This window comes from Aciduliprofundum boonei T469 (assembly GCF_000025665.1).
Lineage (GTDB): Archaea > Thermoplasmatota > Thermoplasmata > Thermoplasmatales > Aciduliprofundaceae > Aciduliprofundum > Aciduliprofundum boonei.
Genome location: NC_013926.1, coordinates 976491 through 1001996, shown reverse-complemented (window position 1 = coordinate 1001996; position 25506 = coordinate 976491). Strand labels below are relative to the sequence as shown.

Here is a 25506-nt window from a genome sequence, read left to right as displayed (position 1 = left end):
CTCAATCACCCCAAATCTCGTACAACCCTCTTATCTTCTCCTCTTTCCCCTCTCCATAAACCAGATTCCAGAATTTGTCTGTGGGTATTATCCACTTCCCAACTCTTGTTATGTATCCTCCATAATCTTCCAAGTTTAGCTCTGTGTCTTTAACCCTCTCTCCCATCATAACCTTTCTTCCAAGCCAGAGAAGTGCATCTGCTCTATCATAACCTATCTCCTGTGAGAGTTTGGCTAAAATTCCGTTTAATTTTCTCTGCAAATTTCCAAAATTGTCAATGTACCTATCAACTACATTTATGCCAGCTAACAGAATATCCGAGCTAAGAATTAAATCCACTATGGATGAGTAAAGAGTGAGATAATAGAGATTTTTTTGAGGATCGTAGGATGTAGTTGGTTCTATGCCATCCTGGCAGTATCTTTTAAAAGGGCAGGGAACTTTGCACCCAAGATTTCCAGATGAATGGTTTGTAAGTCTCTCCAAGGTGAAGGTGTTAATCTGCGATGCAACCTCTCCGATTATAAGCAGATCATTAAAATGAACATCCACATTCTCACCATTTATTCTTATATCTCTGAAATTCTCTCCAGAATCCTTCAGTGCCTTGGCAATCAGAACTTTTATCCATGCTTTAGTTTTCCTTAATATGCTCTTTTCTCCATATTGATTGACCAGTATGAAATCATTACCTTTACGCCTGAAAAATATCTTTTTCCCCATCAATTTTAACACGATGTAATCCATGTTTGGCTTGTAATCTGAGTAGAAATCACGGGTTAGCAAGAGGGCCGATCTGCAAAAGTAGTTTGTGTATAGGAAATCTCCCGGAATCATTATTCTCCCCCCATGCAAAGAGAGCTAAGAGTGTTCAACAACTTTTTTGTGGGATAAACCTTCAAATTTTCTTTATCAACTTCTATGTATCCATCTTTATACAATTTAGAATTGTATATCGTGCTTAATAGATCAACCACTCCGTTTTTCTCGTTCAGGTACATGGTTGAAGGATCGTTCTCGTCAACGGTTCCCCTTGCATAGAATATGTTCTCTGCGAAAGGATTATTGGTTAAGAAGGAGAAATAGAGAATGTACTTCTCGTTCTCAGGATAATCTTTGAGAAACTTGTTTATTTCATTGGAGTTTCTAGATGTTAATAAGGATCTTAGAATGAGGCTCTTTATAACAAGCTCATCAGTCACATCGCCACTCTCGTCAAAAATTCTCATATTCGGGTTCTTCAAAACCAGCTGGTAGGCATCCTTGTATACATTTCCATCCAGCAGCGATAGAAACATGCGATTTCTTGGCTCTATACCAAACCTGACATATATGGCTACGTTTTTTCCCTCTGACAGATACTCTGCAGCACTTATTAAGCTCTCATCAACATTCAAGTACCGAAAGCGATTGAACATGTATATTCCTATATAAAGAAGAGCGTTTACCCCCGCATTTCTAAGGGCATGATATATTCTTGGAATGTTGTGAAAAAAATCTAACATATGCAAATCCATGAGATCAGCAGTTGCGGATAAATACGCACATGCATTTTTAAATGGGCAGCTCTGGCATTGGGGGGGATTTACAGGGGAATGTACACCACTTAGATCTTCAATGATCTCTGGAAATTTCTGATAAATCTCTTCCAATGTGCGGTAATTAAAAGTTGTATACTCTCCGTTCACCGTTATCCTGTAATCTTCGGGTATGTACTCTCTAAACTTATCGTAGTATTTCTCATATTTACTCATAAAAGGATCTTTTCTGTAACTTCCTCTCTTCAATATTTCAATTGCCATATAAGCTAAGAGTCCCAATCTATCTATAGGTATGGCTTCGCCTTTGTATGGAGACTTTACAATCAGATTCATCTCGTTGCCAATTATCTCAATGTTTAGAAGAACATATGAGCATCCAAATGGCAATAGCAAGGGCAAAGTGCTCCTCGCCTTTGCCACCATGCTCGCATAGTTTCCTCTGCGAGGTATAGGAGATTTATCGCTCATTAGAATAACGAACCATCGACACAAATGCTCTGTAGCCAGATAATTTGCATTTACAATACGAAATCTACAATGCTTTGACGCAATCGGTATTTTCGGATAAGATGTCCGATTATACATTCTACCTTGCATTTTCAATACCCCCATTTTAAGGTAGAAAAATCATCCTTGGGTATTATTTAACATCTTTCACGAACTTTTGAAAACTTCGTAGAAAGTAATATATTCTTTAAGATGGTTAATCGCCATGAGGAGATAAAAATGAAACTGCTATCCACGCTAGGCTGGACATCGAAGGTGGTTATAGAAGCAGCCAAGAAACTCAAACCGGATGAGAATGTGGTGTTTTACGGATATGTGAACGATGAAGAGAAAGAGAAAGTTGAAAAAGCATTAAATGAGGTGAAGAAAGAGCTTTCAAATGTCAAGGCGGTGCAAGTGGACCCGATGAACTTCTACGATTGCATAACAAAGGTGAATGAGCACATAGACAACACATCTGTGGCAAACATAACTGGGGGAACGAAGATAATGTCATTCTCATTGGCTCTCAAGGCAGCCCTGATGGACATTCCAATAATATACCTAGTCACAGAGAACGGAAAGACTACAATAAAGAGAGTGCCCATAAGGTTATCCACGAGCCAGAGGAACTTTTTTAAAATGAATGAAAGCGATTCCACGGCGGTGCAGATTCTGCAAGCCCTAATACACAGCCAAGGTGGGAAAATGGACATGAAGACATTGAAAAGCAAGCTTAACAAGGGCTATTCCACGATATCGGATGCAAAGAGCAGGTTAATACTAGCAAATCTCATAAGGGAGGAGAAGAATGGGAGAACGAAGATTTTGGTTGCCAACAGCGCTGCATATCTCTTCGGAGGTAATGCACTATGAAGCTTTTCGCTTCCACTCTCACGATTTACACCTACAAGAGTGACGAGGATATAAGGAAGAAGTTGAACAACGAGGAAGTGGAGAAATTCTTGGAGGGAATGGAGTACGCAGGGGAATTTGACAAGCTCCTGATATTCTCCGATTATTCCAACGAAGAGTTTGAGAGAACGATTAAAGAATTGAGCTATGAGGAGCAGGAGTTATTTGCAAAGCTTGTGGAAAAAATAGGAAACTTCAAGCTCATAAAGGTGAATTTAACTAATTACGATGAGTCATACAGGATAATGTACAGGGCAATGGATGATCACATTTCCTCGCATATACAAGAAGAGGATGTGGACATAAAGCTTAATGTGAGCTGTGGCCACAAGTTGGGCTCTCTAGCTTTATACTTGGCAACCATGAATGTGGTGCATAAGAAAGAGTACTATAGCCATCTGAGCATAAGGAGAGGAACAAAGCTCTCTGTGGATGCTTATCACGCTGAGAAGGGAATAATAGAGAAATTGCCCACCATGAACTTTGAGAGCCAAGAAAATAAGGAATGGGAAGAGATGCTCAAAACACTGAAAACTCCAAAGACACTGGAAGAGTTCAAGAAAGAGATAAGGGAGAATGCAGATAGGGCAATCGCATACTTCAAGAACCACAAGTACATAGAGATGAAAGATGGAAAAGTACAATTGACAGAAAGGGGAAAAGTGCTGGTGGAATTCTTAGATAAAATAAAGTAGGTTTCTTGGAGTTATGTAATAAAAATCCCCATTCTCAGTTTAGATTACTTCGGCACAATATATTTATAAATCTTCATCATAAAACTTTATGATTTCTATGAAAATACTTCATACCGGAGATATCCATCTCCGAAATGTGGATGATGAAAGGTGGCAGGCTCTAGAGAAGATAATAGAAATTGGCAATAAGAATGAAATTGACATTCTAGTAATTGCAGGTGACATGTTTGACAAGGGTGTGGATGGTGAAAAGCTAAGGCCCCATATAAGATCTCTATTTGAAAACTCAACATTCACCACACTCATTCTTCCAGGGAACCATGATTATGAAATTTTTGAAGAATCCCTTTACTGGGGCAAAAATGTAGTAGTGATTCATGATTTTAAGCAGCCATATTCTGAGGACACCTCAGTTTTCTGGGGTCTGCCCTTTGAAAACCTCACTGAGGAAGAGATCCTCGAAAGGTTATATGAGATGGGAAAACTTATGGACAATTCTAAGACAAACATACTCATTTTCCACGGCGAACTCACAGATGCCTTCGGTTGGCTCAAAGGTTTTGGAGACGAGGGAACCAAACGTTATATGCCTGTGAAGACTGCGTATTTTAAAGACTTACCTATTTCCTATGTACTTGCAGGACATTTCCACACAAATTTCGAGGTTATCAAACTACCCAATAATGGATATTTTGTTTATCCTGGATCTCCTGTGTCCATAACCACTAAAGAAATTGGTAGAAGAAAGGTTAATCTTTTTACGGTGGGAGAGCCTCCACAGGAGTACTCTATAGATACTTTCCATTACGAAAAAAAGAAGATATACATAGATCCCCTTGAAGAGATTGATCCTTTAGAGCAAATAAAAAGTGAGATAGAGCCGCTATTTTCCGGCACTGATAAAAATTACAAAGTGATGATAGAGATAAGTGGATACATAAATAGAGCAAAACACGCCACTTCAGAGGGGGATATTCAACAATATCTTGATGTTTTGAAAGAGAAATATTCATCCCAAATATCAGATATTACAAATCACGTTCAGGATCTCACAAGGATATTGAATGATCCATTATTTCTACAGTTTTCCGAAAAACTAAATGCTCTGGACTATTCTGAAGAGGATAAAAGGAGAATTACTGAGTATGTGCTCAAGGCTATGATGGAGGTGCTGTAATGAAGATAAAGAACTTTCGAATTTTCAGATACGGTCCTCTTTCAGATACTGGAGAGTTTGAGTTAAAAAACTTCAATATTTTATGGGGTAAAAATGAGAAGGGAAAGACCTTGATTGTCGATGCTCTACTGAAAATTATGATGGAGAGGGGATATAACTCCCTTTTTGATAAAATCAATAGAATTGAAGGCACTCCCGAAGGTTATGTTATACTGGAATATGAAGGTAAAGAGTACAAGTTACCACAAGATGGGTATCTGACAGAGGATATCTCCGCAGAGGATTTCAGAAACATATTTGTCATACGAGATAGTGACTTATCAATAAAGTATGAAGATGATTATTATAACAATCTAACTGAGAGACTTACTGGGTCCAAAGTTGATATTGTTGGAAGTATTCAAAGAAAGTTACTTGATGTGGGAAAGATCACAGATACAGGTAGATTCAGCAATTCACAGAGAGATCATAAACTGAAAAGTAGAATTGATAAAGCAGATGACCTTTTGAAACGTATTAACGCTCTTATTAATGATTTAAAAGAAAACAATATTGAAGAGATGGAAATACAATTGATAAGCAAAAAAAGAGAAGAAAGGGAGATTTCCAATCATCTAGAAAAGTTGCATCTTGTGCAAAAGAAGAATAAGCTTATGGCTGGAGAACAACTATTGAATGATCTAACTGAGAAACTGAATGAACTTAAAAATTATGAGAAATATAAAGAAGATGATCTAGACGCTTGGAAAAAGTATAATGATGATCTATCAAAGTACAATAAAGAACTTCAAAAACTAGTTAATAAACATAATGATATTATCAAAGACCAGGATAATGTCATAGCTGAGAAGAAAGCTTTAGAAGAGAAATTAAACAAACTTAAAAAACAAAAAGAGTTAGCAGACACACTGGAGAATTATATAAATGAGGTAAACAGGATAGAACCCGACTATATTGAATGTGATAAGAAATTAAATGAGCTTGAAAATGAAGTAAATCGTGCATCCCAGGAGAAAAAGATGGCAGATTACGCATGGAATTACATTACTAAGAAGAATATTCAAAAAAGGATTGAAGATCTGAAAAACACCTCTTGGAATTTAGAAAAATCACAATCTATAAGGAAAGTGTTCAATTATATTATGATCTTTTCTTTTGTAACTGGTATAACAGCAATAGCAGCTGGAGCAATTTTAGGTTCAATATTGTCTATAGCCGGAGGACTTGCATTTGCATCGATAGGTTTATTATTAGGATACGTACAGTACCGGATGGTAAAGGGTGAGAAAAAAGAAGATACATGGGAAGAGATAATAAATGATATTACCCCAGTATTGGAAGTAAAACCTACCAAAAGCGATATAGAATACCAGCTTTCTATACTGGAAAAAAGAAAAGATGATGCACAAAGAGATTTGGATATCGCTAAGCAACTTTATAATAGTAAAAAAAGTGATTGCAAAAAACTGAGCGATAACCTCCAGACAGCAAAGGATGAAATTATGAAGCTTGTTGGTAAATTGGATATACCTGTAAAGGAAAATGTAAACTTGTATATAGGGGACATAGAAAGAATAAGAGAAGAATATGAAAAATTAATAAAATACCTAAGTGAACTGGAGGGAAAACTGAAGAAGTTACAAGAAGATAGAGTGGGGTTGGAGAAGGACATGACTGATTTAAAATCCAAAATCCAAAACGCCAAGGATGAAATTTCATCCTTAATGAAAAAATATGGGGTGGAGAGCATAGACGAATTAGAATCTATTATAATAAAGAAAAATGATGTTAAAAATGAAGTGAATAAACTCCGGGAGAAACTTCGAACACTGTTTGATCATGAAAGTGGGGACCTGGATGAGGAACTGGATGCTTGGAAAAAAGAGCTAAAGGCTCTTGAACAGTATAGGGATGTTGAAGTGGATGTTGAATATAATCAGCAGGTTGAAAACAAGCTTAAAGAGAAGTTAGAGTCTTTGCAAAATGAAATTCAAGTGCTTGAAGAGAAAATGAAGGAGTATGAAGAGGAATTTAGAGATATAGAAAGGGTTGCAAAAGCCATTCTTGAATGTAATGAGCCAGAAATAATACTAACCCCGCTATCCCCAGATGAAGAGATAAAATGTAATGGAATAGGTGATTTGAACAGAATACAGAAACTTTTGAGTGAATTCATAGAAAACAATAAACTGCGAAGAAAGTACATCCTAGTTGCCAGAAATATATTCAAAGAGATTGAAGAAGAAGAGCGAGAGAAAGTTACTGAAGTGTTTGGAGAGGATAGTAAAGCAATAGAATACTTTAATAGAATCACCGATGGCCTGTATGTAAATGTTTTCTATGACACAGAGACAAAAGAAATAAAGGTGGAGAGAAATGATGGTGTGGTTTTATCTGCTGCACAGCTTTCTGGAGGGGCCATTGACCAACTTTACTTTGCCATTCGTCTCTATCTGGCAGAAAAAATACTTAACGAAAAAGGATTTTTCATTCTGGACGACCCGTTTATAAAAGCGGATCCTGATCGTCTTAGAAGAATGTTTGATATATTAAAGGAACTGAGCAATAAAGGTTGGCAAATAATTTATTTCTCTTCAAAGGGAGAGGTTAAAGATCTTTATGATGAAGTGTATAGTGATGCAGCTAACTATGTACACATAGAGCTAATGTAATATAGGAAGGGGAAATAGTATGAAGGTTCATGAATACGTATGTGATGGAAAAATCGGAAATGCTGAGCAAGTGGGTTGGGGGAACCTGAAAAAAGGAAATGTAGTTCTCTTCATAGATGAAATAGATGGACTTGGAAGTAGGAGGGATGCAAGCGATAACACATGGGAAATAACATTCAGCTAGAATGAAGGACTTTCAGGTGGATGAGAATATAAACTGGAGTGAAATAGCAAGTATCACAGAAGGGTTTACTAGCGCAGATATCTTCAATATTGTGCGACATTAATTAAGAAGATACCTTGGAAAGAAGAGTAAAACCCAGATTAGCAAAGGAGATATTATAGATGTCATAAATAGGATAGGCGTTAAAAAGATTAATGCAGCCCCGTCCTATATCAGGTAATATCCATGCTACCATATTATCATATTGATAAGCAAGATATAATAAGTAGTTAAATTACTATGATTTCCTTAGTAGACCTAAAAGTTTAAGCTCTCCCTATTTCCCAGAATTAGGGTATTATTAAAGTTCTGCGCAAACCAATATGGGTTTGTGGTGTGCACAGGTATGATTATATCAGGATCTATGGAATCTATCATACTTCGTATCTCCTCCTCGCTTGCATGGCCAGATGCGTGGTATCCTTCATCAAACTTGGGCTTATTGCCTTCCATATGAAAGCCAACACTTCTCATCCCGTACCTGCTTAGCCAGTTGCTTAGTGTGACAAAGTCCAGCTCCATGTCCTCCGTGAAAGCCTCCGTTGAAGAGTATAAGTACATTCCTCCCTGGGTTTTGATGTCCATCATGTTTGGCATGTCGTAGAGGGAAAAAGCAAGTATGTAATTTCCAGGATATTCTCTTATTTCTACAGGAGCCACATACTTATCTTCCCAAAGATCATGGTATGCTAGCATTTTCTGCCACCATCCCACTCTATCTTGGGGCTTGTCGTACACCATTATATTTTCAACATCAATCTCAGTGCCTGCAGTTAATAGTCCAGTTATGGCGTAAGCATCCTTATCCGTGACAACCAAATTTCTTCCATTTTCCTTGGCTATCTTGGCGAACATGTTCAACCTCTCAAAGTTCCTGGCCGAGAAATCAGCGATTATCAATCCTTTCTCATCACCCACAACTGCAGAGCAATTCTCAAAAACATCCTGCTCCGTGGTGTAATGATGCTCCCTATCATCCTCTAGCCTAGTCCCTTCAATTATAAGAACATCGCTTCCCTTTGCTTTATTGGTGAACTTCAAAGTTTCTTCTCCTCTCTCTCCATGCATCCTGAAGTCTCCAGTGTATGCTATTTTCTTTGAGTTTCCATCCTCTATTATGTATCCAACAGCTCCGTATATAGAATGATCCACGGGATGAGCATTGACTTTGAAGGGCAAAGACTCCAGATGGCCAAATTCAAGCATTTCTGCAATATAATCCATCCTCTCTTCCGTGCTCTGCAAGCACAGAAAGTCAATTTCCTCATAGCTTAGCTCTTCAGTTGGAATCAACCTTCTGAGCATCAGGTACTTTCTAATCTTTTCCTCATTGTTCTTTATGCTGTTTCCCTTGCTTTTCAAAATTGGCATTGAGCTCGAATCTTCTTCCCTCTTAGCTCCGTATATCACAGATGTTGCATTATCTGATTTTCCTGCATCTTGATACGCCTTTATTATTGCCAGAGTCTCGGGCGAGGCAACGAGGGGTATGTCAAATCTCAGATATCCAATCATCCCGTAATGGTCCATGTGCGCATGGGTGAGAAGCACAGCATCCACGGGTATTCTCTCCCAGTTAGAAGTATTCAGATCTGAAGGAATCAAATCCTCTCTATAAACATCTATGGGTGGTAACAAATTCATCTCTATAGGGTCGTTCAATCCACGAATTGCACGCATAGATATGAACTCTTTAAAGTACTTGCCCATAATGTTGAAATTCAGCCCAAAATCCAAGAAAATTCCATGGTTTCCATCTCTAAGATAAATCTTAGAGCCACCAATACTCTCTGCTCCATCATAGATTTTCAGTTGCATACTTTGGACATACCTGAATCCTTTATTTTAAACTTTTCCCGTAATTTTCAACACTTATGGGAAAAACCTTAAAATAGGAGAGAAGAATGTATAATTATGGAAGTAGAAGCCATATACGAGAATGGCGTTTTAAAACTCGTCTCTCCTGTAAAGATAAAAGATGATAAGATAGTGGTAAGAATAGTAAACAGGGATGAGATACTAACAGAGGAAGATATGCGAGATATCATAGAAGCAGTTGATGAGAGAGAAAAAGGACACTACTACAAGATGGAGGAAGTTTTTGAATGAGCTACGACATTCTTTTCTCTCCTAAAAGCAGGAGACAGATTAAAGGATTAAAAGATGAAAAATTGAAAGAGAAAATAAAAGAAGCAGTAATAGAGATAGGAAAAGATCCTTGGCATAAAGGAACCATAAAGGTTGAAGGCTATGAAAATATAAGGAGAAAAAGAGTTGGTAGATACAGGATTTTATATATGATAGATAAGCAAAGAAAAGAAGTACTTATTGTGAAAATTGAGAAAAGGTCTGAAACTACATATAAATGATTTTTTGATACTTCGTGAAAATCTATTTATTCTCCGTATCCAAAGGTTAAGTGGTGATCCTATGAGTGTGGAAGAATGTGTGGAAAAGATGGAAGATGTGCCTGAGAATAACAGCTACACTGCAATCGTAGATAAGGAGATTTACCGGCAGGTTGGACATTTCAAGAAGGTAATAGATGCCATGGTAGGTGATGAGTTAGATAGCATGGACGATTACATCAATTTCATACTGAAAATAGGAATGCAAAAGATGTTGATGGATGTGCTGCCAGATGATGAAGCACTCCAAATGACTATGGTTGCTATGTTTGAAGACAATCCTGAATATCTATGCGAGTTCGTGTCCAAGGTTCTTAAGGATGGAAAGAACGAAAAGGTAGAGGGAAAGAAGTCCGAGTGGATAAATGCGTATGGATGAATTGGAGATGATACAGTGGAAGATGAAGAAACTATATATCTGAACATATTCGGTTTGTCCGCAGACAAAGAGCATGCAATATTCAAGAAAGTTTACGAGAAGAGTGGTTTAATAGTAATTTACGCCGTGCAAGAAAGTGAAGAATAACAATCTTCCTTTCTATTTTTGAATCTTATTTTAATTTTAGTTGGACTAGAATTTAACCACATTTCAATTTTGGTAAGATTAATATAGCTATAAGCCATGAGAAACATGTATGTATGTTCACAGAGATTTGGAAGATAAATTCAAGAAGGTAGCCGACAGTTATTCCGTAGTTGCGCTCGTGGGCCCACGGCAATCGGGGAAAACTACAATGCTAAAAGAGCTGATGAAAGGGCATAATTCTTCCTATGTTTTGTTTGATGATCCAGATGCGAGGAGATTATTTGATGAGGATATTAAGAAATTCATGGTGCAGTACATAGAGGGCTATGATTTGGCAGTGCTTGATGAAGTGCAGTACTGCAAAGATCCCGGTTCAAAGTTAAAGTATCTAGCAGATACGGGACACAGGCTCTGGATCACTTCCTCATCCGAGATCATCTTAAGCAAGGATGTTCTATCTTTTCTGGTTGGGAGAGTTGGTATTTTGAGACTCAATACCTTCAACATCCACGAATTTCTCAGAGCAAAGGGTTACAAGGTTTTGGATGAAGAGATATTGAAAAGGGCTGTGTGGGAGCATACTCTCTATGGTGGTTTTCCCCGCGTGGTTTTGGAAGAGAGCATAGAGATGAAAAAAGAGCATTTGAGGAATTTGCACGAAACTATGATACTGAAGGATGTGAGCAGAAGTTTTTCAATAGAGAACATAGGCATGGTTGAGAGATTGTCCAAGTACATAGCCGTAAACAGTGGAACTCTGCTATCCTATTCAAATATGGCTAATGCCTTGGGAATATCTTATCAAACATTGAGAAAATATTTGGATGCATTGAGGAAGAGCGGGATAATAGTGGAAGTGCCCCCATTCTTCACGAATAGGTCCAGAGAAATAACAAAGCAGCCAAAGATATACTTCTTGGACACGGGTCTGCGTAATTCCGTCGCAGGATTCTATCCTAGGGAGATGGACGGGTTACTATTTGAAAACTATGTTCTCTCCGAGCTAATTAAGATGGGCTTGGAGCCAAGATACTGGAGAACGAAGTCAAAGGCAGAGGTGGATTTCATAGTGGAGAGAGATGGGAAAATAGTGCCTATAGAGGTAAAGCTCCAAGCAAAGCCAGAGAAGGTTGAGAAGAGCATGAGAGCTTTCATAGAAAAGTACGAGCCAGAATATGCCCTAGTTGTGCTGTACTCTGGGGAGAAAGGTGAGAAGAGAGTGAATTCCACTAATGTTTTGTTTGAGGATATAGAAGGGCTCTGGAAAATTATGAGCCATTAAAAATTACGGAACAAAAATTAAATAGTACTAAAAACATAGGCTCAACAATGAACGATATCCAAGAAAAAGTTCTGGTTTTATCTGCTCTTTTGCATGATATAGGAAAATTGAATCAAAGGGCTTCTACAAGGTTCAAAGAGAAGAAACACGAAGTCTTCGGCGCTGAATTTTTGAATGAGAACCTGAATGCTAGTCCAGAGATAAAAGATGAAACCATTAAGCTTGTGATTTCTCATCATCAAATATCTTACGAGGGAAAATACCCGGAGCTTTTGAAAATACTGAAGGACTCGGATGGGGAATCGGCAGAGCACGATAGAATGGAGTCTGAGGGTATAGATACAAATATCAACCAAACTCCACTCATATCGGTTTATTCCTATATAGACATAGGATTTGGAAGCAAGGGGAAGGTAGGTTATTCTTTGGCTTCACTTGAGAGAAAACTCCAGTATCCAAGTACATATGCAACGAACTCCCAAGTTCTATACGGTTCAATAGAAGACAAGCTAAAGAGAGAATTAAAAAACCTTACCATTCAAGGCAAGGAGGATATAAACACACTCCTCTACATTCTTTTGAAATACACCAAGTATGTACCATCGGCCATCTATGTTAGCGTCCCAGATATCCCTCTATACGACCATCTAAAAACCACGGCTGCCATAGCACTATGCAAGTACAGGAGCAATAAAAAAGAGAAGTACACAATTATAATGGGTGATTTATCTGGGATACAAAATTTTATATTTTACAATTTAAAAGGTGGCGAAGAGCAGGTTGTGGATGAGAAAGGTACTAAAAGAATGCGTGGAAGGAGCTTGCTGATAAACTTAATAATAGATTCTGCAGTGAGGTATATACAAGAAGAGCTTGACTTGTATGATTTCAATATCCTATGGCAAAGCGGTGGAAATTTCCTGATGCTTGTTCCTAATGTAGACGGCATAGACGAGAAGCTAGTGGAAATGAAGAGAAAGGTGAATGAGTTCCTCTTGAACGAATTTGGAAGGCTATACCTCAATATTGCTTGGATTCACAAGGATAACTTGAACAATTTCAGCGAAATACTGTATGAATTGCATTCAAAGATGGACGAAGAGTCAAAGTCCAAGAAATATATTGAGTTTGTGAGAGATGAGGATTTCTATGTTAGCCCTTCAAGAGATAAATACATATGCCCAGTTTGTGGAGTGCATTATGTGAATGATTCAAATGGGATATGTGATACCTGCCAGAGAACAGCGGAGCTTGGGGGATTCATCGGAAAAGGCCAGTATTTGATAAGAAGCTTAGGCAAGGATGGACATTTCACATTCAAATATGGAGATCTCAGAATTTCTTACACAATATCGGAGGATTTCTATGGATACGAAGATGATGAAGTGTTTTCTATAGAGGATTTCAACATACCTTCGGTGGGTAAGGTTAGAGGGTTCAAACTCTTGAAAACATACATTCCCAGTGTATATGGCAAAGTCCTTAGCATCTCGAAGCTTTTAGCTCCCGGCACTTCCTTAGAAGATAGAATGACCTCTAACGCCACTACAAAGATGGGAATTTTCAAAGCGGATGTTGATTGCTTAGGTGAGATATTCAAGGAAGGTTTCAAAGAAGATCTGAGGAGAATAAGCAGGATATCAACCCTTTCTTTCTTGATGGACCTGTTTTTCTCCGTGGAAGTTAACAATATTGCTAAGAAGAACAACATTTATGTTATATTCTCTGGTGGGGATGACCTTACAGCAGTGGGCAGGTACGATGAGATAATTAAATTTGCGTTGGATGTGCGAGATTCCTTTGCCAAGTGGACAGGGGGTAATGAGAATTTGCATATATCCGCATCTATAGTTTTCTTTGATGAGAAATTTCCTATTCGCAGGGCTGTTAATGTTGCTGAAGAGCATCTTGGAGATGCAAAGGATTACTCTGCAGATGTGAGCATGTGCGTAGAGAGAGGAAATAAGATAAAGATCTTTGAAGATGTATTGTCTTGGGACGATTTCAAAGCACAGGTGGACATGGGCAACGAACTTTGGGAAGCGCAGAAAAAAGGAGAAATTTCATCATCTTTATCGCATGTTCTCTTGGTTCTCCATAAGCTTAGTCCTTCATTCTTTGCAGATAAACCTCTGGGGAAAGGAGATGTTGTTATTCCCAGTCCAAAGCCATATTTGAGGTATTATTTTGCTCGTAGGAAAGGAAGTAGATACGATTTGCTTGATAAATTATCCCAAGAGGGTATTTTCAAGCACATTCCAGTTGGAGTGTCAATATGGGTTATGAGTAGAAAGTATGGAAAAGAGGTGAGTTAGGATGTATTCAAATAAGAATAAGAAAGAGGAAAAAGAAATAGTAAAAAGAAATTTTGAAGAAATAAAAAGAGAGATCGTCAGAGAGACTCCAGATTGGAAGAGACTACTTAAAGATGGTGGATTAATAGATCAAATCACCCAGACAAAATACTTCCATGACTCTTTGAAGACTACACAATTGAGAAAATTCTTTGATGTAGTTAAAAATATAGATTATAGACTTCAAAGGGAAAGTTGGGAAAAATTGGAACCGGAACTTTGGCAAATAGTGCCAGCAATAAAGTATGCTAAAGGAAGGAATAATGTGCCAGAGGAATTTGCTGATTTCGTTTCTAAAATGGTTGAGAAAATTACCGATAGTGAAGATCCAAAGCAGATATTTTTGAACTTTGAGAGGGTTTTTGAATCGATAGTGGCCTACCACAAGTACCATGGTGGTAAATAAGGAGGTGAGATGAATGGGTAAGAAATTTGTTAAGAATTTAGTGATACGAGGGAAGATAAAACTCATTACTGGGTTGCACATAGGTGGATTGAAAGAAACCGTGGAAATTGGGGGGATGGATAATCCCGTTATAACAACCTACAAGATGCATGAGGGGAGGTTGATAGAGATCCCGTATATCCCGGGAAGCAGTTTAAAGGGAAAAATCAGGTCACTTTTGGAGATTACCTATGCAGATATAACTATGACAAAGGATACCGATAAATGTCCAAACGGGTATGTAAAGATAGGCAATAAAAATTGCATAAAATATTCTACATCAAAAGCTAATATAATTCCAATGCTTTTTGGTATACCTGCAGAAACTTCTGGATTTGAAGAAAATTTGTCCCGTGTAATTGTAAGAGATGCTTATCCCACGGAAGATACAATAAGGAGGTGGAAAGAGTACCCAGATATAGTTGGAGGTACAGAGGTCAAGATGGAGAATGCAATAAACAGACTCACGAGTGCTGCGAATCCAAGACCTGTGGAAAGGATACCTGCAGAATCTGAGTTCACCTTTGAGATTGTACTCTCAATATACGAGGGAGATAATGAAAAATCTCTGCTCTCCATGCTCCTTGAGGGCATGAGAATGCTAGAGGACAATTACCTCGGTGGCTTTGGCTCCAGGGGCTATGGAAAATTGTCATTCAAAGATTTGGAAATTTTAGAGAGAGATGTAGCTTACTATGAAAAGGGAAGTTCCGAGGGAAGTACAGAAGGAAAGAAGATTTACGAGGGAGGTTCTTTGGATGACCTCTTGGTACAGGTTAATCCTCAACCCTGAAGGAGCATTCGCTGGAGAGTTTGATTCAATAAAGATTTACGGCTCTATCATTAATGCATATTCCGAACTCTATGGTAGTGCTTCTGAAATTTTAGAGACAATTAAAAATGGAGAGCTAAGAGTATCATCACCCATGCCTACAAAGGAGGGTAAGTTCTATGTGTTCAAGCCCATGCTTCCAACGGAAAAACTAGAGTACAAAGATTTCAAGAGATTTAAAAAGAAAAAGTTTGTTGATGAGAGATTAGCAATAAAATCTTTGAAAGAGGGAAAATATTCCAAGGAAAGAGTTGAAGAAATCATAGGTGACGATACTGCAGGTATAAAAACCGTTGAGTTGCCCGGAGTTTCTATAGGGAGATACGGTGGCTCATCCACGATTTATTACAAGACAGCTGGCTTGTACACGCACAAAGCTTGGATACTGGTGAAAATGAGCAATGAGATAAAAGATAGGGTACTGGCGGTTTTCAGGTACTTGGGGGACATGGGTATATCCAAGAAGAGAAGCACTGGGTTTGGGCATTTCAAGGTCAGCTTGGAAGATTATGAGTTAGAGAATGATGGAATGTATAGCATGATCCTTTCAAAATACATACCGAGCCAAGAAGAACTAGGGGGTTTTCCCTTTGAGAGATGCAGGTACGAGGTAAAGCTGATAACTGGATACACCAAGGATGGAAAAGTGATACCAAAAATGCGAGCATTAGTTGAGGGCTCCGTCATTCCGTCAGATTACTCTCCACTTGGTAGGGTTGTTGATGTTCATCCCAAGTACTCGGTGGTTGGAGTTCCGGTCGTGATATAAGGTGGTTTAGATGAGAATGCAAATAAATACCAAGAGCCCCGTGCATATTGGAAGTGGAAGTTATTACACGCTAATGGATTCATATATGGATGGAAACGAACTTCACCGCGTGAATTTAGATAAATTATTTGAAGGAGATGTTGAGCTTCTCAAGAAATATACCAAGGAACTTGATAGAAAGAACTTGAGTGCCATAATGGAGATATTGAAGAGAGGGAAAGATAGGTACTCTGCAAAGCTCAAAGAAGGTGTATATATAAAGAGATTGGAAGACAGGATAATGGAATGCATAAAAGATTCTGCTGGAGACATTCCATACATACCCGGAAGTAGTTTAAAGGGATTTTTGAGAACCGCTCTGATGGTTAAGTACCTTAAAGATAACGGCTGGTACTTTGAGATATCCGTTGATGGAGAAATTAGAGAATACAATCTATGGGAGGCAATGCAGAGGGGAATACATGAAATTGGGATCAGGAAACTTGGAGATGATTACGAGGATAGAAGGAGGGATAGAATTGGTTCAAGATTTGAAAAGCTCGTTGTTTACACAGGGAATGTGAGGAGAAATAAATTTAGATATGATGCAAAGTACGATGTGTTCAAGTATATTTTGGTTGGAGATTTTTACCCGGAATCCTACGATATATGGATAGACAAGGCAATAGTGGAAACCCGTGGTAGAAGGGGCTCTTATACGCTTTTAGAGGTTGTTGAAGGGAAATTCATTGGGAAGATATCCCTTTCTCCGCAGGTGAAGAGTTCTCTTGGCAGCAGAGAATATCCGGTACTACCTCAAAAGCTGGAGCTCTTAGGGTTGAGAGAAGATGATTTATCTGATATTGAGGGTGCAGAGAAGAAGATGATTGCTCATATCAAAGAGGCGCTGGACGAGTATGTTGGGGATATAAAGAATTTTGAGAAGAGCCAAGGAAAAGTGCTTGCCGTTGATGGTGCAAATGCCAGAATAGGATTTGGCACGGGCTCTCCATACAAGACCCTATGGATTTACATGCGGAATAATATCCCTAGAGAGATTCTTCAAAGGATTTTGAGCGCTGCATCTCGGCACAGAGCGAACATTTTCTCGTATCCCAAGAGCCGCCATGTTCTATCCGATGGCAGCTCTCTTGGCTGGATAAAATTGGATTGAATTTGAGAGAGGATTTTTATCCTCTCAAATTTAGAAGAAATACCGCAATGGTGTGGAACTCTCTTAAGGCCCCAAAATATACTTGAAATTCTCAGGATACTTTGAGATGCAAAACCTAAGAGTAGAAATTGCGTCAGGAGTATTTAAAAGAAAATAAGGATTGAAAGATAAAAATTATTATATTTTGCATTTTTATGATTTTTGCATTCAGGAAAACAAGATACGAGCAGGTTCTACTTGCAAAGAGAAAAATAGGATAAAAATATAAAAACACTTTATATTGCGTCAGGAGTTTATATACTCATGGGTTTATTGGAGACTTGACGCAAAATGGCTCTAAAAATGTTTAAATAAACCCAGTGTATTACTATATCTGTTAATCTAGGTAGAAGAAGTACCATGTGGTGTGGAAACTATTCAATATCTCATCCAATACGCCCACGCTAGTAGAAGAAGTACCATGTGGTGTGGAAACCTATTGCTCTTGCGGTCGCTCTCTTGTCCCTCACGGTAGAAGAAGTACCATGTGGTGTGGAAACCATATCCTCGTATTCTTTTAACGCCTGATTATATTCTGTAGAAGAAGTACCATGTGGTGTGGAAACAAAATCTCAATTGCGGTTTTAACCGCTTCCTCTTTCATTCCAGTAGAAGAAGTACCATGTGGTGTGGAAACGATAAAACTCTTTTAATACATTGTTTATTAGACTGTATTCGTAGAAGAAGTACCATGTGGTGTGGAAACCTGATATGTTATAGCCATCCTTTTTTGTTATATATCCGTAGAAGAAGTACCATGTGGTGTGGAAACATTATATCTGATAACAACATATTAAACATTTGTCTATCTAGTAGAAGAAGTACCATGTGGTGTGGAAACATTATATCTGATAACAACATATTAAACATTTGTCTATCTAGTAGAAGAAGTACCATGTGGTGTGGAAACATCTATCTTCCCATGAAGATTCACTATTTTCGTTTATGTAGAAGAAGTACCATGTGGTGTGGAAACTAATTCCTTGTGCTTTGATATGTATTTTGTTATTCTATGTAGAAGAAGTACCATGTGGTGTGGAAACCGTATATTTCCCATAAATTCCCTGAGTAAATCGTAGTGTAGAAGAAGTACCATGTGGTGTGGAAACCTGGGCTATTGTAGCCTTTGAGTCCGTAGTATTTCTTTATTTCGTAGAAGAAGTACCATGTGGTGTGGAAACAATGAATCAAGAATTGCTGTAATTTTCTGCTTTAGAGTAGAAGAAGTACCATGTGGTGTGGAAACATCCTTATCATCCTCCCGTCATAATCTTCTTGCTCCCGTAGAAGAAGTACCATGTGGTGTGGAAACACCCCCTGCGCATAATCCCAAAAGTGCTGGATGTCAGCCTGTAGAAGAAGAACCGAATGGTTTGTGAAAATATTAATATAGAAAAAGAGGATAGAACGGCATGGAAGAAATTTGCAGAAGTGGGGTGGTTTTGTGCTAGTTTTGGTATCCTTTATGGGCACGGGGAAATATTCAAGGGTGAAGTATTACCTCGGCTCGAAGGATAACTATTTTGAAACTTCCTTCGTTTCTCGCGCCCTCGGTGAGTTTTTCAATCCAGATAAATGGCTCGTAATAACCACGGAGGAAGGGATGAAGAACTTGGAAAGTTTGAAAAGGGAAGCGCAAGATGAGAAAATTCAAGCAATAAAGATTTCCATTCCAAGAGAGGAGAGGGATGTTTGGGAGATTTTAGACAAACTCAACGATAATTTAGAGCAGGGAGATGAAGTGATACTGGATATAACGCACGCTTTTCGCCATATACCTTTCTTATCCTTCGTTATAATGACCTACCTTCAGGTTGCTAGGGGCATAAAGATTCGCGGAATTTACTACGGTGCCTACGAGTCCAGAGATGGTGATTATGTCCCAATTTTTGACCTCTCCGATGCTCTGGTTTTTTCAGAGTGGATATACTCTGCCAGAGATCTCAAGGATTACGGTAGAAACGAGGGTATATCCTCAATAATGAAAGAGTGGCAAAATCAGATGTACGCTAGGGAATCAAAGCCAAGTATGAGATATACCAAAAAGTACGCAAATATGTTAGAGAGGATAAGCAGGGGCATATACCTAAATCAAATAAGGGATGTGATGAAATACGCATATAATCTCTCTAAACTCTCTCCAGATGTCAAAGAAGAGCTAGAAAAGTACTTTAAGCCATTGACTTTGCTCTACAGGGACTTCACCATATTTGAAAAATTTGGATGCGAGGATTGCTACGATAAGCTCAGCAAGGAAACTCTGAGAAAGCAGTTGCTGATTGCAGAGTACCAAACAGGGATAGGGCTATTGGGAGAGAGCTTAGAGAATTTGAGAGAATGGATAGTAAACTTCGTTTTTTACCTATCCAACTTTGACAATTCCCTATGGCTAGAGAGGGAGAATAGAATTGAAGTTGAGAAGGGAATAACAGGTATGGCGATGGAGAAGAGGGGGGAGAAAATAGAGAAGAACGGAGTTTATTATTACCTTAGAAGTAATGTGGATGAGATAGAGAGAAAGAGCGGGGTGAATTTGATAACCCTGTGGAATCTGATAACATCAAAGAGAAACTTGATAGCCCACAGCGGTATGAGCAAGGATAGCTTGAATTTGGAAGAGTTAAAGAACTCCACAAAAAGTATATTGAAAGATTGCTCTACCCTGATAAAGTACCTGGAGGATTGGAAATGAAAGTGGCTATGATTGCACCTGTTGGAAAATCACCCTCGGTTATAACCGAGATGGTGAGGTTCTTAGAGAGCGAGTATCTGAGCGATGTAATACTCCTTCCAACAAAGGATGAGTTCGTGCTAGCAGGCACTAGATTGGTTGAGGCAGCTCTCAAGGTTCATTATCCCAAGTTGAGAATACATGTGCATGTGCTCCCAAAGAATGACATAGCTTCGGAGGAAGATGCCCTGCTTGCAGCCAAGGAGATAACAAAGGCAATATGCATAGAGAAATTCAAAATAGGCACAGATAGGATATTTTTGAATGTTGCTGGTGGTAGAAAAGAGGTAACGGTTATGGCAGCTCTTCTTGGTTCAATGTTCGGAGTGACTGGCATTTACCATGTAGTGAACAAGGAGATTGGAGCATTCAACGATTATCAGCAACAGATAATGGAGGACATAATGAGGTTCAGCGAGAAGGATTTAGAGAAGAGAATAGAGATGTACAAAGAGCTACGGGAGAAATTTGATAGGCTTCTATTTCCAGATGGAGCAAAGTTGGAATTCATAAATATTCCTGTAATACCGTACTCTCCAGAGGATATTGCTAGGTTGAAGAGAATATTAAAGCCGGGAGGAGTATCACTCGTAGAAGAGCCTATGGCACCCTACCTCATACAGATATACCAGCAGGCAAATTTAATAGTTTACAACAAGCAAACTTCTTGGATTCATCCAACAGACATGGGACTAGAGATCGGAAAGATGCTCAGGTGCGAAGTTTAACACAAAATGTTTATACTATATTTTCTCTATTACACGCATGAGATTGCTCATTAAGCTAGTGCCAGAGAAATTTTTACCATTTTCAAAGGTAAACAAGCATACGATTCAAGGAGCCATATACTCGCTCCTTGATGGAACAGAGTTCTCAGATTTGCACTCTAAAAATGGGTTTAAGTTCTTCACATACTCCGATTTATTCCCTCCCGGAGATTTCTATCCAAATAAAGAGAAAAACTTGATAGTATCCTCGCCAAATCCCAAGTTCATAGGTGAGCTTTACTCAAGATTGAGGGATTTAGAGCATATTTACCTATCCGATGGCCCAATGAAAGTTGCAGAGCTCAAAAAGTTCAAGGTAAAAACCACAGGAAAGTTTAGGAGTGGAAGCCCAGTGGTGATTCAAAAGGATAATAAGAAGAGCAAGTACTTTTCATTCAGGGACGGGGGAAGCATGCGCTTTTTCATGGATAGATTGAAAGATAATGCAGTGAAGAAGTATAATGTGTACTATGATGAAGAGCTGGAGCTGGACGAGGACCTTTTTGACCTGCTTCAATTTCAAAAGGAGGTTTCCGTGGTGGTAAAAAAGGATGAGAAGACATTCATAGTAATAGGCTCAGTGTGGTCCTTGCTTCAAAAGAGGATTCCCAAGGGATATGGCAAGTTTTACAGGTTCATAACGGACTGTGGAATAGGGGAAAAGAACTCCCTTGGATTCGGGTTTTTGAATCCCATAGACAATGAGTGATTAATATGGAATTTACAGGAAGCTTGGTTCATGAGTATGTTGTGTGCAAGAGGGCCGCTTGGTACTCTTACAGAGGAGTGAGATTGGAAAATGAGTACATTATCTTAGGAAAGATGCTTCACGAAAAGAGTTACAAGGGAGAGATAAAGAATCTGTTTGGTGAGGGTGTATCCATAGATTTCACGAGGAAGGAGAACGGGGAAGTATGGATATACGAGGTTAAGAGAAGTTCCAAGATGCTCAACGCAGCCAGAATGCAGTTATTGTTTTATTTAAAATGGCTGAAGGATAGGGGAGTGGAAGTTAAAGGCAAGATTGCAGTTCCTGAGGAGAAGTACACGGAAATGGTTGAGTTGAATGAAGAAAATGAGAAGAAGATTGAAGATTTGCTTAAAGAGATGGAGGTTGAGATAGGCAAAGAAAGGCCTCCAAAACCAGTTTGGCGGAAGATATGTGAAAAATGCTCGTATTTAGAGCTTTGCTGGGCGTGATTTTATGGATAGTTTATACATCACAAAGGAGGCTATAATAAAGAGGGAGGCAAACACCATATACTTGGTTAGAAAGGGAGAGAAGAGATCAATACCAATTCACAACCTAAGGGACATTACATGTATAGCTCCAGTTAGTTTCAGCTCTGGTGCCATAAAGCATGTGCTCAACTCAGGCGTGGTGGTGCATTTCTTTGATATGTACGGCAATTATGAAGGCACATTATATCCTAGGGAGAGAAGTATCTCTGGTGAGGTTGTGGTAAATCAGGCAAAGCACTACATATTTTGGGAGAAGAGAAAGTACATAGCAAAGGAGATGATAGAGGGGATAAAGCACAACATCCTTAGAAATCTCAAAAAGAGCAACAAAGAATTAGAGGAGATAATAGAAAAGATTGAAAGAGTGGAAGTTGAGGGAGATAGCATAGAGGAGCTTATGAACAGAGAGGCACAGATTTGGGGATACTACTACAAGAGCTTAGATTATACGCTAAAGAAATTCCAACTTGAGCGTAGAGATTACAGGCCGCCAATAAACGAGCTCAACGCTTTGATCTCCTTTGGGAACACTCTTCTATACTCTGCAGTTTTAACCGAGATTTATCACACGCATTTGAACCCGAGCATAAGTTACCTCCACGAACCATCAGAGAGGAGATTCTCATTATCTTTGGATATTGCAGATGTATTTAAGCCCACGATGGTTTATAGACACATTCATGACATAGTAAATCACGGTATAATAACTGAGGATGATTTTAGAAAAGAGTTCAACGGTGTATTTCTAAATGAGCAAGGAAAGAGAAAATACATAAGAAAATGGGAAGACCGAATGAGCTCCACTGTTTATCACAGGAGGTTAAAAAGGAGCGTGAGCCAGAGAGGGCTTTTGAGGTTGGAAGCTTACAAGCTAGTGAAGCATGTGATGAATGATAAGAGGTACAGGGCATTTAGGGTGTGGTGGTAGAATGCATGTGATAATAGTTTATGATGTTGCAGAAGAAAGGGTAAACAAGGTCAACAAATTTCTGCGTTCTTACCTGCACTGGATACAAAATTCCGTGTTCCGAGGTGATATAACCCAAAGCCAGCTCCAAGCCATAAAGGACGGAATAAAGGGTATTATAGAGGAGGATTATGATTCTGTAACGATCTATGTACTTCCCAGCGAGAAGTACTTGAAAGTGATAAACATAGGGATAGAGAAAGGAACAACGGACATGATCTTCTAAAATTTCATTTTGCGTCAGGAGTATTTAAAAGAAAATAAAGATTGAAAGATAAAAGTTATTATATTTTGTATTTTTATGATTTTTGTGTTCAGTAGAACAAGGAATAAGCAGGTTTTACTTGCAAAGGGAAAAATAGAATAAAAATATAAAAAATCTTTATATTGCGTCAGGAGTTTATATACTCATGGGTTTATTGGAGACTTGACGCAAAATGGCTCTAAAAATGTTTAAATAAACCCAGTGTATTACTATATCTGTTAATCTTGGTAGAAGAAGTACCATGTGGTGTGGAAACATAATTGCAACAAGCTCATCAGTATCTTCATTGTAGATAGTAGAAGAAGTACCATGTGGTGTGGAAACGTTTCCAACGATTTTATCTATGTTTTCATCAGTTAAGGTAGAAGAAGTACCATGTGGTGTGGAAACAATTTCAATAACTTTGCTTATTTCCTTTGCCATATCTGTAGAAGAAGTACCATGTGGTGTGGAAACCATTTTTCTCACCTCAAACATATATCATTTTCAATCAGTAGAAGAAGTACCATGTGGTGTGGAAACCAATACGAATTTATTGTTTATCTTTTTGTAGATTACGTAGAAGAAGTACCATGTGGTGTGGAAACCTATTCTCCACTTTTTTATTTATTTCATCCCAAACTCCGTAGAAGAAGTACCATGTGGTGTGGAAACCATTTTTCTCACCTCAAACATATATCATTTTCAATCAGTAGAAGAAGTACCATGTGGTGTGGAAACACTTCTGTTATTATTCCCTCTCTCTTTATCCTATCAAGTAGAAGAAGTACCATGTGGTTTTGGAGTATCTTAAGTATGGGCTAATTGAATTTGTAAAATGAAGATAGAAAAATACGAACAAAATTATTAGTTGGGCTTACATGGAACCAACAACTTCGCTTGCTGCTTTTATCAGTTCATGCTTGGTCCATGCTCTCCACTCAACCGGTACGACCACTGGATTTTCATCTCCCTCGTAGTATATGGCAAGGATGTCCTCTCTTAAATCGCTTTCCTTGGACTCTGGCATCATAAACCTGGCAAGCTCGGCCTTTGCAGCTATGATCATCTTATTCTCAAACTCAAACACCACGCCAACCTCTGCGTGCAACCTCTGTGCCTCGTTTGCAATCGTAGCAAGCTCTTTCTTGTTTCTTATCTTGAAAGGTACATCGTAAATGTAGCTCAATTTCTCCTCTGGAAACATCACTTCAAAGATATCCCTATCAATCCTAAGCATAGAGTGAGCTACTTTCGCGCTTAGAGAGAGAATGGTATATGCGGGGAGAGTTAATATCAAAGCCACTTCGTTCTTGTTCAAGTTGTCTTTCACGAATCTAAACATCGCATCTTTGTTCTTTGTCAAGCCTCTACAATCATGGTCAAACAGGTGAATGAACCCAGCGTTGTTGAACAAAAATCCTGCATAATCAATGCCATAAGAGTAAATAAAATACCCTTCTTTAGCGCATGCAAACTCGGAACTGCCTTTCCACGACAGAATAATATCGCAGTCACCCTTATCAATACAGTTCTCGGCTATCATTTTAATCTCGTCCTCAAAGAGATTTATATCATCTACCCTCTTGAACATCGTGAAATCCTTCTCTTTCACTATGAAAACACCGTTGTAAGGGATTTCCATGTTGCTCATCATAAAATAGTGTCCAGTTCCAACGGTGATAACATAATCTTTCCAGAAATAAGTTCTATGCTCTCTATCGCTTTCATACAGCATCATTTCATCCTCACTCTTTGCTGGAAGTGCCTTCGTCTTTTTCGGCTCTGGCTCATCGTTGAGCCATCTCCATACTTTTTTCTCTCCTTTCCACATAGCATCTGCAAACTTGAAGGCAAACCAGAAAAATGCAAACCCAATTACCAACATGTAAGTTGAAATGCATAAAGTATCACTCGCAGGAGCTCCTTCATGGGTTGCTACAACACCTGCAAATATTGCAAGGAATATTGATATTATTAATGCAGCTTTTGTAGCTCTGCTCATACAGAAGAGTTTGTAGTTAGAGTATAAAAACA

Annotated in this window: 25 protein-coding genes and 2 CRISPR repeat arrays; of the genes, 21 read left to right on the top strand and 4 right to left on the bottom strand. The window is 38.6% G+C overall.

Features of this window, described 5'->3' with window-relative positions:
* Position 1: 1 nt before the first annotated feature.
* Both ABOO_RS05255 and ABOO_RS05250 read right to left on the bottom strand, forming a co-directional pair.
* Positions 2 to 838 (bottom strand): hypothetical protein, encoded by an 837-nt coding sequence (locus ABOO_RS05255; protein WP_012997310.1) that lies wholly within the window; start codon positions 836 to 838, stop codon positions 2 to 4.
* Positions 838 to 2139 carry a hypothetical protein gene (locus ABOO_RS05250; protein ID WP_012997309.1) on the bottom strand — a complete coding sequence of 434 codons (1302 nt, stop codon included), beginning with the start codon at positions 2137 to 2139 and terminating at the stop codon, positions 838 to 840. The genes ABOO_RS05255 and ABOO_RS05250 overlap by 1 nt, the downstream gene beginning before the upstream one ends.
* A 129-nt stretch (positions 2140 to 2268) precedes the next feature.
* On the opposite strand from ABOO_RS05250, the gene ABOO_RS05245 reads away from it, so the two are divergent.
* The 5 genes from ABOO_RS05245 (at position 2269) to ABOO_RS07990 (ending at position 7671) form a co-directional block, all read left to right on the top strand.
* Entirely contained in the window at positions 2269 to 2904 is a 636-nt protein-coding gene (locus tag ABOO_RS05245; protein ID WP_008086604.1) for a hypothetical protein, read from the top strand.
* Complete coding sequence (locus ABOO_RS05240) at positions 2901 to 3638, top strand: DUF6293 family protein (protein WP_008086594.1); 738 nt, start codon at positions 2901 to 2903, stop codon at positions 3636 to 3638. Before ABOO_RS05245 ends, ABOO_RS05240 begins: the two co-directional genes overlap by 4 nt.
* Before the next feature lie 88 nt (positions 3639 to 3726).
* Positions 3727 to 4815 (top strand): metallophosphoesterase family protein, encoded by a 1089-nt coding sequence (locus ABOO_RS05235; protein WP_008086598.1) that lies wholly within the window; start codon positions 3727 to 3729, stop codon positions 4813 to 4815.
* Positions 4815 to 7487 (top strand): ATP-binding protein, encoded by a 2673-nt coding sequence (locus ABOO_RS05230; protein ID WP_008086593.1) that lies wholly within the window; start codon positions 4815 to 4817, stop codon positions 7485 to 7487. Before ABOO_RS05235 ends, ABOO_RS05230 begins: the two co-directional genes overlap by 1 nt.
* A gap of 19 nt (positions 7488 to 7506) precedes the next feature.
* Complete coding sequence (locus ABOO_RS07990; RefSeq protein WP_012997307.1) at positions 7507 to 7671, top strand: hypothetical protein; 165 nt, start codon at positions 7507 to 7509, stop codon at positions 7669 to 7671.
* A 297-nt stretch (positions 7672 to 7968) separates the two neighbouring features.
* Here ABOO_RS07990 and ABOO_RS05225 read toward each other — a convergent pair whose 3' ends face one another.
* Positions 7969 to 9528, bottom strand: coding sequence for an MBL fold metallo-hydrolase (locus ABOO_RS05225; protein ID WP_012997306.1), 1560 nt, complete (start codon positions 9526 to 9528; stop codon positions 7969 to 7971).
* A gap of 96 nt (positions 9529 to 9624) precedes the next feature.
* Here ABOO_RS05225 and ABOO_RS05220 point away from each other — a divergent pair, with 96 nt between their 5' ends.
* The 16 genes from ABOO_RS05220 (at position 9625) to cas2 (ending at position 23451) form a co-directional block, all read left to right on the top strand.
* Complete coding sequence (locus ABOO_RS05220) at positions 9625 to 9819, top strand: antitoxin AF2212-like protein (RefSeq protein ID WP_012997305.1); 195 nt, start codon at positions 9625 to 9627, stop codon at positions 9817 to 9819.
* Positions 9816 to 10079: a type II toxin-antitoxin system RelE family toxin gene (locus tag ABOO_RS05215; protein WP_012997304.1), complete on the top strand. Its 264-nt coding sequence runs from the start codon at positions 9816 to 9818 to the stop codon at positions 10077 to 10079. Before ABOO_RS05220 ends, ABOO_RS05215 begins: the two co-directional genes overlap by 4 nt.
* Positions 10080 to 10140: 61 nt before the next feature.
* On the top strand, positions 10141 to 10497 hold the full coding sequence (locus ABOO_RS05210; protein WP_008086666.1) for a hypothetical protein: 357 nt from the start codon (positions 10141 to 10143) through the stop codon (positions 10495 to 10497).
* 15 nt (positions 10498 to 10512) lie between these two features.
* Entirely contained in the window at positions 10513 to 10644 is a 132-nt protein-coding gene (locus ABOO_RS08115; protein ID WP_008086669.1) for a hypothetical protein, read from the top strand.
* Between the two features lie 109 nt (positions 10645 to 10753).
* Positions 10754 to 11926 (top strand): ATP-binding protein, encoded by a 1173-nt coding sequence (locus tag ABOO_RS05205; protein WP_008086688.1) that lies wholly within the window; start codon positions 10754 to 10756, stop codon positions 11924 to 11926.
* Positions 11927 to 11973: 47 nt separating this feature from the next.
* Positions 11974 to 14241, top strand: coding sequence for a type III-A CRISPR-associated protein Cas10/Csm1 (cas10, locus tag ABOO_RS05200; protein ID WP_008086682.1), 2268 nt, complete (start codon positions 11974 to 11976; stop codon positions 14239 to 14241).
* Between the two features lies 1 nt (position 14242).
* Entirely contained in the window at positions 14243 to 14686 is a 444-nt protein-coding gene (gene csm2 / locus ABOO_RS05195; RefSeq protein WP_008086683.1) for a type III-A CRISPR-associated protein Csm2, read from the top strand.
* Positions 14687 to 14699: 13 nt separating this feature from the next.
* The gene (csm3, locus tag ABOO_RS05190) at positions 14700 to 15518 is read left to right on the top strand and encodes a type III-A CRISPR-associated RAMP protein Csm3 (protein ID WP_008086701.1); all 819 of its coding nucleotides are present in this window, start codon (positions 14700 to 14702) and stop codon (positions 15516 to 15518) included.
* Positions 15421 to 16326, top strand: coding sequence for a type III-A CRISPR-associated RAMP protein Csm4 (csm4, locus tag ABOO_RS05185; RefSeq protein WP_236614244.1), 906 nt, complete (start codon positions 15421 to 15423; stop codon positions 16324 to 16326). Before csm3 ends, csm4 begins: the two co-directional genes overlap by 98 nt.
* A gap of 10 nt (positions 16327 to 16336) precedes the next feature.
* On the top strand, positions 16337 to 17479 hold the full coding sequence (gene csm5 / locus ABOO_RS05180; protein WP_008086678.1) for a type III-A CRISPR-associated RAMP protein Csm5: 1143 nt from the start codon (positions 16337 to 16339) through the stop codon (positions 17477 to 17479).
* 385 nt (positions 17480 to 17864) lie between these two features.
* Positions 17865 to 18830: direct repeats of the CRISPR family, unit length 29 nt; unit sequence GTAGAAGAAGTACCATGTGGTGTGGAAAC.
* Between the two features lie 132 nt (positions 18831 to 18962).
* Entirely contained in the window at positions 18963 to 20210 is a 1248-nt protein-coding gene (gene csx2 / locus ABOO_RS05175; RefSeq protein WP_148222021.1) for a TIGR02221 family CRISPR-associated protein, read from the top strand.
* Positions 20171 to 20977: a CRISPR-associated protein Csx14 gene (locus ABOO_RS05170; RefSeq protein ID WP_241209822.1), complete on the top strand. Its 807-nt coding sequence runs from the start codon at positions 20171 to 20173 to the stop codon at positions 20975 to 20977. The genes csx2 and ABOO_RS05170 overlap by 40 nt, the downstream gene beginning before the upstream one ends.
* Positions 20978 to 21014: 37 nt before the next feature.
* The gene (cas6, locus tag ABOO_RS05165) at positions 21015 to 21725 is read left to right on the top strand and encodes a CRISPR-associated endoribonuclease Cas6 (protein WP_012997302.1); all 711 of its coding nucleotides are present in this window, start codon (positions 21015 to 21017) and stop codon (positions 21723 to 21725) included.
* Between the two features lie 5 nt (positions 21726 to 21730).
* Positions 21731 to 22216, top strand: coding sequence for a CRISPR-associated protein Cas4 (gene cas4, locus ABOO_RS05160; RefSeq protein ID WP_008086684.1), 486 nt, complete (start codon positions 21731 to 21733; stop codon positions 22214 to 22216).
* A 4-nt stretch (positions 22217 to 22220) separates the two neighbouring features.
* Positions 22221 to 23186 (top strand): type I-B CRISPR-associated endonuclease Cas1b, encoded by a 966-nt coding sequence (gene cas1b / locus ABOO_RS05155; RefSeq protein ID WP_008086671.1) that lies wholly within the window; start codon positions 22221 to 22223, stop codon positions 23184 to 23186.
* A 1-nt stretch (position 23187) separates the two neighbouring features.
* Positions 23188 to 23451 carry a CRISPR-associated endonuclease Cas2 gene (gene cas2 / locus ABOO_RS05150; RefSeq protein ID WP_008086687.1) on the top strand — a complete coding sequence of 88 codons (264 nt, stop codon included), beginning with the start codon at positions 23188 to 23190 and terminating at the stop codon, positions 23449 to 23451.
* 266 nt (positions 23452 to 23717) lie between these two features.
* A CRISPR array of direct repeats spans positions 23718 to 24276; the repeat unit is 29 nt; unit sequence GTAGAAGAAGTACCATGTGGTGTGGAAAC.
* A gap of 70 nt (positions 24277 to 24346) precedes the next feature.
* Here cas2 and ABOO_RS05145 read toward each other — a convergent pair.
* Complete coding sequence (locus ABOO_RS05145; protein ID WP_008086668.1) at positions 24347 to 25474, bottom strand: hypothetical protein; 1128 nt, start codon at positions 25472 to 25474, stop codon at positions 24347 to 24349.
* Between the last annotated feature and the right edge of the window lie 32 nt (positions 25475 to 25506).

What these genes read in the sequence shown, in the direction of transcription:
- ABOO_RS05225 (WP_012997306.1), bottom strand. Translation starts at nt 9,528, where the DNA reads ATGCAACTGAAAATCTATGATGGAGCAGAGAGTATTGGTGGCTCTAAG.
- csm2 (WP_008086683.1), top strand. Translation starts at nt 14,243, where the DNA reads ATGTATTCAAATAAGAATAAGAAAGAGGAAAAAGAAATAGTAAAAAGA.
- ABOO_RS05205 (WP_008086688.1), top strand. Translation starts at nt 10,754, where the DNA reads ATGTATGTTCACAGAGATTTGGAAGATAAATTCAAGAAGGTAGCCGAC.
- cas10 (WP_008086682.1), top strand. Translation starts at nt 11,974, where the DNA reads ATGAACGATATCCAAGAAAAAGTTCTGGTTTTATCTGCTCTTTTGCAT.
- ABOO_RS05245 (WP_008086604.1), top strand. Translation starts at nt 2,269, where the DNA reads ATGAAACTGCTATCCACGCTAGGCTGGACATCGAAGGTGGTTATAGAA.
- ABOO_RS05210 (WP_008086666.1), top strand. Translation starts at nt 10,141, where the DNA reads ATGAGTGTGGAAGAATGTGTGGAAAAGATGGAAGATGTGCCTGAGAAT.
- cas4 (WP_008086684.1), top strand. Translation starts at nt 21,731, where the DNA reads ATGGAATTTACAGGAAGCTTGGTTCATGAGTATGTTGTGTGCAAGAGG.
- csm3 (WP_008086701.1), top strand. Translation starts at nt 14,700, where the DNA reads ATGGGTAAGAAATTTGTTAAGAATTTAGTGATACGAGGGAAGATAAAA.
- cas6 (WP_012997302.1), top strand. Translation starts at nt 21,015, where the DNA reads ATGAGATTGCTCATTAAGCTAGTGCCAGAGAAATTTTTACCATTTTCA.
- ABOO_RS05235 (WP_008086598.1), top strand. Translation starts at nt 3,727, where the DNA reads ATGATTTCTATGAAAATACTTCATACCGGAGATATCCATCTCCGAAAT.
- ABOO_RS05250 (WP_012997309.1), bottom strand. Translation starts at nt 2,139, where the DNA reads ATGCAAGGTAGAATGTATAATCGGACATCTTATCCGAAAATACCGATT.
- ABOO_RS05230 (WP_008086593.1), top strand. Translation starts at nt 4,815, where the DNA reads ATGAAGATAAAGAACTTTCGAATTTTCAGATACGGTCCTCTTTCAGAT.
- ABOO_RS05215 (WP_012997304.1), top strand. Translation starts at nt 9,816, where the DNA reads ATGAGCTACGACATTCTTTTCTCTCCTAAAAGCAGGAGACAGATTAAA.
- ABOO_RS05240 (WP_008086594.1), top strand. Translation starts at nt 2,901, where the DNA reads ATGAAGCTTTTCGCTTCCACTCTCACGATTTACACCTACAAGAGTGAC.
- cas2 (WP_008086687.1), top strand. Translation starts at nt 23,188, where the DNA reads ATGCATGTGATAATAGTTTATGATGTTGCAGAAGAAAGGGTAAACAAG.
- ABOO_RS05145 (WP_008086668.1), bottom strand. Translation starts at nt 25,474, where the DNA reads ATGAGCAGAGCTACAAAAGCTGCATTAATAATATCAATATTCCTTGCA.
- ABOO_RS05255 (WP_012997310.1), bottom strand. Translation starts at nt 838, where the DNA reads ATGATTCCGGGAGATTTCCTATACACAAACTACTTTTGCAGATCGGCC.
- csm5 (WP_008086678.1), top strand. Translation starts at nt 16,337, where the DNA reads ATGAGAATGCAAATAAATACCAAGAGCCCCGTGCATATTGGAAGTGGA.
- cas1b (WP_008086671.1), top strand. Translation starts at nt 22,221, where the DNA reads ATGGATAGTTTATACATCACAAAGGAGGCTATAATAAAGAGGGAGGCA.
- ABOO_RS05220 (WP_012997305.1), top strand. Translation starts at nt 9,625, where the DNA reads ATGGAAGTAGAAGCCATATACGAGAATGGCGTTTTAAAACTCGTCTCT.
- csm4 (WP_236614244.1), top strand. Translation starts at nt 15,421, where the DNA reads ATGAAAAGGGAAGTTCCGAGGGAAGTACAGAAGGAAAGAAGATTTACG.
- ABOO_RS07990 (WP_012997307.1), top strand. Translation starts at nt 7,507, where the DNA reads ATGAAGGTTCATGAATACGTATGTGATGGAAAAATCGGAAATGCTGAG.